This is a genomic window from Nocardioides acrostichi (assembly GCF_015319165.1).
Classification (GTDB): Bacteria; Actinomycetota; Actinomycetes; order Propionibacteriales; family Nocardioidaceae; genus Nocardioides; species Nocardioides acrostichi.
In genome coordinates, this window is record NZ_JADIVZ010000023.1 from 1 (window position 1) to 3,501 (window position 3,501).

Annotated in this window: 3 protein-coding genes; all 3 read left to right on the forward strand. The window is 57.8% G+C overall.

The genetic code is table 11. The features are described from left to right. The coding region (locus ISG29_RS20330) for a DNRLRE domain-containing protein (protein WP_194505279.1) at positions 1-1,670 on the forward strand (1,670 nt) is incomplete at its 5' end. Continuing rightward, positions 1,654-2,787 (forward strand): hypothetical protein, encoded by a 1,134-nt coding sequence (locus ISG29_RS20335; protein WP_194505280.1) that lies wholly within the window; start codon positions 1,654-1,656, stop codon positions 2,785-2,787. The genes ISG29_RS20330 and ISG29_RS20335, both read left to right, overlap by 17 nt. Positions 2,788-2,925: 138 nt before the next feature. Beyond that, positions 2,926-3,075, forward strand: a complete 150-nt coding sequence (locus tag ISG29_RS21920; protein WP_194505281.1) for a helix-turn-helix domain-containing protein — start codon at positions 2,926-2,928, stop codon at positions 3,073-3,075. The last annotated feature ends 426 nt before the right edge of the window (positions 3,076-3,501 follow it).

A 3,501-nucleotide genomic window follows, 5' to 3' on the forward strand; every position in this document is an offset into this window, starting at 1 on the left:
ACGACACTGCTGATGGCGCCGCCGGTGGCCAGGGGTTGTCGTACAGCTACGACGTCGCGGCCAGTGCGGGTGTGGTGCCGTCGGTGGACGCGGCCGGTGATGTGGTGTTCACCGACACCACCGACGCGCAGGCTGGTCCGAACGGTGACGGGGTGGTCTTCACCATCCCGCGTGCCTTCATGGTGGACTCCGCGGTCCCGGAGCCGGCCTACACCGACGCCGTGGACTACGCCATCGACCCGGCATCCGACACCGCCGGCACGGGCTGGGTGCTGACGATGACTCCGGACACCGCGTGGCTGGCTGATGCGGCACGCGTCTACCCCGTGTTGATCGATCCGACGGTGAATTTTGGTCCCCCTGCTACCGATTGCTGGATCCGATCGGACGTGGGAACCGGAAGCTTCTGCGGGGATGGATCGGGATACTTGCGAGTTGGAACTTCGACGCAAGGAGCAAAGTTCAGGTCCGTCATGCGGTTTGACGTTTCCAATGTGCCGACGGGTTCTGTCGTGACCTCAGCAGCATTGGAACTTTACCTTGATGCCTCGAAGTCCGGAAGCTCGCTGAGTGCCAGCTATTCGGTCTATCGAGCAGGCGTTGATTTTAACACCGCAGCGACTTGGACGAACTCAGGAATAGAGTCGTGGAACGGCGGAAACCCAAGTGGCACGCCGCTGGGAACCACTACTCTTAACGGAACCTCAAGCGGGTACCGAACTTTCACGGATCTTGGCGACTACGCGCAGGGATGGGTCGACCAGTCTCTTCCCAATAAGGGCCTAGTTGTGAAGCAGACGCAAGAGGACACCGAAAATGTGCTCTGGTTCTATTCGTCCTCAACGACCTCTGCCAATGACAGTAGGCGACCGCGATTTATCGTTGACTACCAAACACCCGCGGTTGGCACTGATGCAGTAGGCGACTACACGGCAGACGGACCTGAGGATTCGGCGCTACTGTCAAGTAGCTCCGTCGTTGCAGACGAACGAGAAGTGGACTGGATTGCGAGCAACCTCGAGGGGGACGAAGATCCGTCGATCACACCCAAGGGCTGCGTCGATGACGATTGCCAAATAAAGCAGAGCAAGTATTTGACTGTGAAAAATCATAAAGAAGGAGCCGGGAATCCGTGCACGTCTGGGGATTCCGGGTGCAGCAGCCAGGGGCACCCTTTCTACACCTGCTCTGCTGCAGCGACTAGGAACATGGTCGAGACGTTCACGGGAACTGACAAGGGTGAGGCTTGGTTCGTAAATAAGTTCGACCTTGGGCCGCAAGGGCTTGAGGGAATCAAGCACATCTCGAAAACGCTGAGGAGCAACTGGTCCGACGAGTACAAACACACTTGGGTGAAGCGCACGCCAACCGGTCCAATTAAGTATCAGGCAAGGATTATTGCCGATATAAAGCACGGGTTCCCGGTTGTTCAAGATATCGCGACGGAATATCTCCCATATTGGAACAACCATGCTCTCACGCATTACAATATTGCCTACGGTTACGATAAGCTCGACAAGACCGTGGCGATCGCTGAAGAATGGAATCCGTATTTCACGTATGGCGTGACTCCTCCTTACGGAAATCCCTACGGATTGCACGCGACCGTTCCACGCAGCAAAGCCTTTGCTGCCGTCTACCATTCCCCCAATCATGCCATTGTCTTCTAAAGTGCGCCCCAACTGTGCAGTAATTGCCGTCGTTTTTGCAATGGCCACTTCTTTCGCATGCAGCGCAACGAACGATGTGCCAAGTTCTTCAACTGCCGCTCAACCATCTTTGCGACAGAAAGAGGGTTCGGCGGAGGTCGCAAGGCCAAAGATTCGCGAAACTTTGCGAGCAGAGGCGCAGATCGAAACAAGGATGTTACCGCTCTTCTTGGCTCCCAATCGCGTAGGTACCGCATTTACGCTTGCGTCAACTGGAGAGGGAGGTCGCGCCGTATACTTTGCGGGGCATCAGCAGCAGGGATACAAGAGAATCGCCGATCTGCCGTCCAATTGGACGGTGGGCGCGATTGAAGCCTTCGGAAATTGGGTGGTCTGGGTCGCGCAAGACCATGTGCAGTCCAACCCTGATGACTTGGTTCGATGGCAACTATGGAGTTGGAATGCCGCCGACGGCAATTCGCCGGTTGAGCTCGCCGCATCGACCGAGGCCACTGCGCTGATACCAAGCACGGCGGGCTCAGGTGACCGTCTTGCAGTCGGCGTGTACAACGGCCTTAAGCAGCGGTCAAGTGATATCTTTTTATACAATCTTTTATCGGGTCGAGGGAAGCCCGTCGTGAAAAAATTCGCTGGGCTGCAAGTGGCGCTTCACGGTAGGAAAATATTCGCGACCATGTCTGAAAGTGAGGTTCGCGAGAAAGAAGACATCGTCAGAATTTATCCTGGCCCTATAATAAAAATCACGACATCGGGCCGCGCTCGGGATCCTCAGGCTTCCGGAACTTGGATTTCTTGGACGCAGGGAACGACTATTGTCGCTCGCAACCTCACGTTGCGCAAACAGTTCAGAACTTCGCTGAGCGAGGCGAATAGTCCAAGTCTGGGCACTGGATTCGTTGCTGACGTGAAGAACGAGGGTGGTCAATATGCGCCGTACTTAGTTGCGTTTCGGACTGGACAAGCCGCGTGGCTACACGAGGCAAAGGGACTTCATGCGTTCTCCTCGGTGGCCTCAAAGGGGCGCTGGGTAGCGTGGGTGGATGCGCCAGCGGGAGACCCGCTGAACGGCTCCACTCTTGTATCAGAAAAGATCATGGTGCCGTCATCAATTTCTTGACCGAGCTGATTTATAATGCCGCAACGGCATAGTCTCTTTGCGGCCGATGCCGGATTTTCGCCCTGTGCGGCCCCCCGATTTTCGGTCCAGTTCTTGTGAGAATCCATCCACAGGTGAGAGGGCCGGTGTGAGTGTCCGATGGCTGCAGCGAAGAGGTTGAATCGGGAGCAGATCGTGGCGAGGCTGCGGGATGCGGAGAAGCTTCAGGGGCAGGGGGCGTCGACTTCGCAGGTGTGCAAGAAGCTCGGGGTCTCCGAGCAGACGTTCTGCCGCTGGCGGACCAAGTAGGGGGCGTTGAAGGAGGACGAGGCGATCCGGCTCAAGACGCTGGAGCAGGAGAATGCCCGCCTGAAGAGGATCGTCGCGGAACAGGCCTTGGGCATCTCGATGCTCAAGGACGTGGAAAAGGGAACTTCTATGCCCGGCTCGTCGGCGCGACGCGGTCGCGATGCTGACCCGCAAGCACAAGGTCAGCGAACGCCGTGCTTGCCGGCTGGTCGGGCAGCGCCGATCCTCGAATCGCTACGAGCCCAGGTCCACGGATTTGGAGGCGAAGCTGGTCGAGAGGATGCACGCGCTGGCTGGTGAGCCCCGGTCTTTCATGGGGGCGTCGGCGACGGCGTCGCGGCGTGAGGCGGGTTGATGGCGGTCTTCGGGTACGACGCTGGGCCGGCTGACGCTGCCGGGCTGCGGTTCTCCGGGTGGTGAGGGTTG

What these genes read in the sequence shown, in the direction of transcription:
- ISG29_RS20335 (WP_194505280.1), top strand. Translation starts at nt 1,654, where the DNA reads ATGCCATTGTCTTCTAAAGTGCGCCCCAACTGTGCAGTAATTGCCGTC.
- ISG29_RS21920 (WP_194505281.1), top strand. Translation starts at nt 2,926, where the DNA reads ATGGCTGCAGCGAAGAGGTTGAATCGGGAGCAGATCGTGGCGAGGCTG.